The organism is Tissierella sp., from assembly GCF_052089545.1.
GTDB lineage: Bacteria > Bacillota > Clostridia > Tissierellales > Tissierellaceae > Tissierella_A.
Genome location: NZ_JBQDAA010000154.1, coordinates 1 through 5,813, shown reverse-complemented (window position 1 = coordinate 5,813; position 5,813 = coordinate 1). Strand labels below are relative to the sequence as shown.

The window sequence follows — 5,813 nt, the reverse complement described above, 5'->3', positions numbered from 1 at the left end:
TTTGTTTTTTAATTCTTTCATAATTGATTTAGTCTTATCAACTATATCAGTTTTATTTGTTTTTAAAATTTCACTTAAATCTTTTTCTTCTTTTTCTTTATTATTTAAATACTCGTATACAGAAAGACCTGTCATAGCTTCTATTCTCCTAACCCCTGAAGCTATGCCACCTTCTGATATTATCTTAAACATACCTATATTAGAAGTGTTTTTTACATGAGTTCCACCACAAAGTTCTTTAGAAAAGTCACCCATTTGAATAACTCGTACTAGATCACCATATTTTTCTTCAAATAATCCCACTACGCCTAGATTCTGTGCTTCTTCTAAAGATGTTTCAATTGTATTAACCTCTAGTGATTTATAGATTTCTCTATTTACTATTTTTTCTATTGATTCAATCTCTTTTTGTGTAGGACTTTCAAAATGAGTATAGTCAAATCTTAATCTATTTGGAAGAACTATTGATCCCGCTTGGTTTACATGCTCACCTAAAACAATTTTAAGAGCTTTATGAAGTAAATGAGTTGCAGAGTGATTTCTTCTAATGTAGTTTCTTCTTGATTCATCTACCTTAGCAGTAACTTTTTCATTTAATTTTAAAATTCCATCCAAGACTTTAACCATGTGTATAGTAAGTCCATCTTTAGTGTGTTTTGTATCTAATACTTCTGCTTTAAATTTTTCGTTTGAAATTATACCTTTATCTCCTACTTGTCCACCTGTTTCTCCATAAAAAGGTGTTTTATCTAAAACTAGTATAGCTTCTTCATCGGATTCTAATCTATTTACATTTTTGTTTTCACTTACTATAGATATAATTTTAGAATTAGTTGTACAAGTTTCATATCCTTTAAACACTGATTCCAAATCTTTAAATAGTTTAAGATCTATACTTGATCCCCAACCACTGTCTCCATCATCTCTAGCATTTCTTGCTCTATTTCTCTGTTTGTCCATCTCTATATTGAATTCATTTTCATCTATATAAAATGAGTTTTCCTCTAATATTTCCTGTGTTAAATCTAAAGGAAAACCATAAGTATCATATAGTTTAAATGCCTTTTTACCGCTTAATGTAGTTTCTTTTTTATTTTTCATTTCTCCAATATAATTCTCTAAAATTTGTATACCCGAATCTATAGTTTCTTCAAATTTTTCCTCTTCAGCTTTTATTATCTTTTTAATATGAACTCTTCTTGTTACAAGCTCTTCATATTCTACTTTCCAAGATTCTATTAACACTCCTACTATATCAGTTAAAAACTCCCCCTTTATACCTAAGAGTTTCCCATGTCTACTAGCACGTCTAATAAGTCTTCTAAGTACATAACCTCTTCCTTCGTTACTAGGTAGTACGCCATCTGACACTAAAAATGTCATCGCTCTAACATGGTCAGTTATAACTCTAATAGAAACATCTTTAATCTTATCTGTACCATATTTATAATTACTTAAACTCTCTATTTTTTCTATAATTTCTTTTATTTCCCTTATTTCAAATATATTATCTGCATTTTGCATAATAGCTGCAATTCTTTCTAAGCCCATACCTGTATCTATATTTGGATAGTCTAAAGGATGGTAAACACCTTCTTTATCTTTATCAAATTGAGTAAATACTAGATTCCAAATTTCAATAAATCTATCACATTCACATCCTGGTTTACACTCTTTAGAATTACACCCATATTCTTTACCCCTATCTATATACAATTCAGAGCAAGGTCCAGAAGGACCAACTTCTAATTCCCAAAAGTTATCTTCTTTTCCAAGTGGAACTATTCTTTCTTTTGGAATACCTATTTCTTCATTCCATATTTTAAAAGCTTCTTCATCTTCAAAATATATTGATGCCCAAATATCTTTTTTATTTATTTCTAATCTTTCTGTTAAAAATTCCCATGCAAACTGTATGGCTTCTCTCTTGAAATAATCTCCAAAAGAAAAGTTCCCTAACATTTCAAAAAATGTAGCATGCCTATCAGTCTTACCTACGTTTTCAATGTCTCCTGTCCTTATACATTTTTGGCAAGTAGCCATTCTATTTTTAGGCGGATTTAATTCCCCAGTAAAATACTTTTTTAATGGTGCCATACCAGCTCCTACTAATAGTAAGGATTTATCATTTTTAGGAACTACAGAAAAACTAGGAGCAACTAAATGTCCTTTTTCTTCAAAAAAACTTAAAAATTCTTTTCTAATTTCATGTAATCCTGTTTTTTTCATATTTATCCCTCTTTTTCGTTCATTTAATTATTAAAAATCTCCTTATTATAAGGAGATTTTTATACATACCTGGATTATAATTTAATATCGAACATTTGTCAATTTTCTAAAACTATGAAGTTTGCATTTTAGATTTTATAAATTCATATATTATTTTAACAACTGCTACAAGCGGTACTGAAATTATCATACCAAATACACCAAATATTCCTCCACCTATTATAATAGAAAGTAATATAGTAAGTGGATGTATTCCCATATTTTCACCTATTATTTTTGGAGCTAATATATTATTTTCTCCCCATTGTATTATTACAAATAGTATACTCACCCAGATAGCTTTTATAGGGCTTTCTATAAGTGCAAAAAACATGGCAGGTACGTATCCTATAAAAGGTCCAATGTATGGAATAACATCAAAGATACCGGTAACTAAACCTATTACAAATGCAAAATCCACTCCAAATATAAGTAGCATTATAGTTGTAAAAACCCCAACATATAAAGACATAAGTAAACGTCCTCTAATGAAATTTGAAAGCGATGTATCTATTGTAGTTGCTAGATACACCACATCCTCTCTATGTTTTTTTGGTATAGTTTTTTTAGTTTTATCTACAAAGTAATCTTTATCTATTATAAAATATAATGTTAAAATAGGAGTTAATATTATATTTATTATTTTAGAGGTCATACCTATAATAGCTCCTAAGAAATTTTTCAATGCATCAACTAGAGCATTTTCAACATTTACTATATTATCCATTACTACAGTTTCAATATCTTTAAACATAGGAGGAAGCCCACCTAAAATAGAATAATATTTGGTATATAATTCATCTATTAAATTTGATAATTGATCAAAATAAACAGGTAGGTCAGTAACTAATCTTTTAATCTCTTTTCCTGATTTTGGAATTATTAAAAATGCAAGTACAAAAAATATTGCCAGTATTGATATATATACTATTAATACACCCTCTAATCTTTTTATTCCACGTTTTTCTAATTTGTTTATCAAAGGATTTAATGCGTAAGCAAGTACAATAGATATTATAATAGTTATTAATATATCATATAGGAATGGATGTTTTTGAAAAAACTTAAATAAAAAATATGAGACTGTTAAAAATATAAAGACTAAAAGTATCCATTTGTTTTTTATTTTTATTTTTTTACTTACATCAACAAATCTATTACCTATGTTGATAAGATAATAGATTACTAAAAAAGTTAAAATGATAGATAATATACCAATAGCTTTTATAAAAATATCTGGTGAACCTTGCCCAATCATACTTTCACTCCCAATATGTATTAGGCAGCTAAGTGCTGCCTAATTATATTTTATTCTTCTATATCATGGTGATGGTCATCATCAAAGTTTACATCTTCTATACCTTCTATATGAACATCATTTTTTTTAGAATAATCTAAAAGTGCTGCCTTAATTGCTTGTTCTGCAAGAACTGAACAATGCATTTTAATAGGAGGAAGACCATCTAGTGCATCAGCTACTGCCTTATTTGTTAAGTCCATAGCTTCTTCTATTGTTTTTCCTTTTATAAGTTCAGTAGCCATACTTGATGATGCAATAGCAGATCCACATCCAAATGTTTTAAATTTGACATCCTCTATAGTATTGTCCTCTATCTTTAAATACATTCTCATTATATCTCCACATTTTACATTTCCTACTTCACCAATACCATCTGCATTTTCTATTTCTCCTACATTTCTAGGGTTTGTGAAATGATCCATAACTTTTTCTGAATACATTAATTTTCCTCCTTAAGTTTATCATATAATGGTGACATTTTTCTAAGTCTTAAAACTATCTTTTTTAATTCTTCTACTACATAATCTACCTCTTCTTCGGTGTTAAAGTCTCCCAAGCTAAGTCTTAAAGATCCATGAGCTATTTCATGTCCTAACCCTATACTCATAAGAACATGTGAAGGATCAAGTGCTCCTGAGGTACAAGCAGATCCACTTGAAGCCGCAATCCCCATCATATCTAAACTAAGAAGTAGAGACTCACCTTCAATATATTTAAATGAAAAATTAACATTGTTAGGAAGCCTATTTATTCTATGCCCATTTAATTTTATTTCATCTATATTATTTTCTATTTTTTCTATTAAACTATTTCTAAGAAGAATCAATTTATTATTATGTTCCTCTAAATTTTCATATGCTAATTCTATAGCTTTACCTAATCCTACTATACCTGGAACATTTTCAGTACCAGCTCTTTTTTTCCTTTCCTGTCCACCGCCAGTTATAAGTGAGTCTATTTGAACTCCTCTTCTTATATATAGGGCCCCTACTCCTTTAGGACCATATATTTTATGTCCTGACAATGATAGCATATCTATATCCATATTTTTTACATCTATTTTCATACTTCCTATAGCTTGCACAGCATCAGTATGAAATAATACATCTTTTGATTTAGCAATTTCAGCTATTTTTTCTATAGGTTGTATAGTTCCTATTTCATTGTTTGCTGCCATAATAGTTATAAGAATAGTTGTATCTTTTATAGAATTTTTTAGTTCCTCTAAATCAACTACACCGTCTTCATCAACATTTAAATATGTTACTTCAAATCCATTTTTTTCTAAATATTCACAAGTATGAAGTACTGCATGATGTTCTATTTTAGAAGTTATTATATGATTGCCTTTTCTTTTGTTTCTATATGCAATTCCTTTAATTGCCCAATTATCTGATTCAGAACCCCCAGCAGTAAAATATATCTCTTCTTTTTTTGCTCCTATCGCATTTGCTACTTGTTCCCTAGCCTTTTCTACAGCTGTTTTAGAAGCCTGTGCAATACTATATATGCTAGAAGGATTGCCATATCTCTCTTTAAAGAAAGGTATCATTTCTTCTAAAACTTCATCTTTTACAGGCGTTGTAGCTGCATTATCCATATATATATATTCTCTCATAATCGTCCTCCTAAATATTTTTATCTTTTATATATCATTAATCATATCCTCTAAAGTAATAGAGTCTACTACATTATCTATGCTATTTTTAATTCTCATAAGCACAAGTTTAGTAGCACAATTTTCATCTTTACAACAATCATTATCATCCTCAGATACACAACCAGCAGGAGCCAAGCTTCCCTCTAAGCTTCTAAGTATTTCACCTACAGTTATACTTTTAGGATGTCTAGCTAACATATACCCTCCTTGTGATCCTCTAACACTATTTAATAATTCATCTCTTCTAAGTACTGCAAAAAGTTGTTCTAAATAATTGTCTGAAAGGTCTTGTTTTTGAGCGATTGTTTTCAAAGAAATTGGTCCATTTCCATATTCCATGGCTAACTCGAACATAGCCATAAGACCATATCTCCCTTTAGTAGATAATTTCATTTAAATCACCTCTTTTAATCCCCACTAGTTCACTGGACTTTATGTTTTCAGTATACAATATCATACTAAAAGTGTCAAGATTAAATATATTTTTATAATTTTAATATATCTTTTATGATAAGATTTATTTTGATATTTCTTGTTTTAATAATTATATATAAAATGATAATAAGAAGATCCCTCAAATTTGAG

At 29.0% G+C, this 5,813-nt stretch carries 5 protein-coding genes; all 5 read right to left on the bottom strand.

Annotation, left to right across the window (positions count from 1 at the left end; genetic code table 11):
* The coding region (alaS, locus tag ACTHW2_RS10135; RefSeq protein WP_442263802.1) for an alanine--tRNA ligase at positions 1-2,229 on the bottom strand (2,229 nt) is incomplete at its 3' end.
* Between the two features lie 112 nt (positions 2,230-2,341).
* Positions 2,342-3,526 carry an AI-2E family transporter gene (locus ACTHW2_RS10130; protein ID WP_442263801.1) on the bottom strand — a complete coding sequence of 395 codons (1,185 nt, stop codon included), beginning with the start codon at positions 3,524-3,526 and terminating at the stop codon, positions 2,342-2,344.
* 50 nt (positions 3,527-3,576) lie between these two features.
* A complete protein-coding gene (gene nifU, locus ACTHW2_RS10125) occupies positions 3,577-4,008 on the bottom strand; it encodes a Fe-S cluster assembly scaffold protein NifU (RefSeq protein ID WP_442263800.1) in 432 nt (143 codons plus the stop codon).
* On the bottom strand, positions 4,008-5,186 hold the full coding sequence (nifS, locus tag ACTHW2_RS10120) for a cysteine desulfurase NifS (RefSeq protein WP_442263799.1): 1,179 nt from the start codon (positions 5,184-5,186) through the stop codon (positions 4,008-4,010). The genes nifU and nifS overlap by 1 nt, the downstream gene beginning before the upstream one ends.
* Before the next feature lie 27 nt (positions 5,187-5,213).
* Positions 5,214-5,621 carry an RrF2 family transcriptional regulator gene (locus ACTHW2_RS10115; protein WP_442263798.1) on the bottom strand — a complete coding sequence of 136 codons (408 nt, stop codon included), beginning with the start codon at positions 5,619-5,621 and terminating at the stop codon, positions 5,214-5,216.
* Positions 5,622-5,813: the final 192 nt, after the last annotated feature.

Excerpts from the sequence above, each read along its gene's own strand:
- ACTHW2_RS10130 (WP_442263801.1), bottom strand. The coding sequence starts at position 3,526 with ATGATTGGGCAAGGTTCACCAGATATTTTTATAAAAGCTATTGGTATA.
- ACTHW2_RS10115 (WP_442263798.1), bottom strand. The coding sequence starts at position 5,621 with ATGAAATTATCTACTAAAGGGAGATATGGTCTTATGGCTATGTTCGAG.
- nifS (WP_442263799.1), bottom strand. The coding sequence starts at position 5,186 with ATGAGAGAATATATATATATGGATAATGCAGCTACAACGCCTGTAAAA.
- nifU (WP_442263800.1), bottom strand. The coding sequence starts at position 4,008 with ATGTATTCAGAAAAAGTTATGGATCATTTCACAAACCCTAGAAATGTA.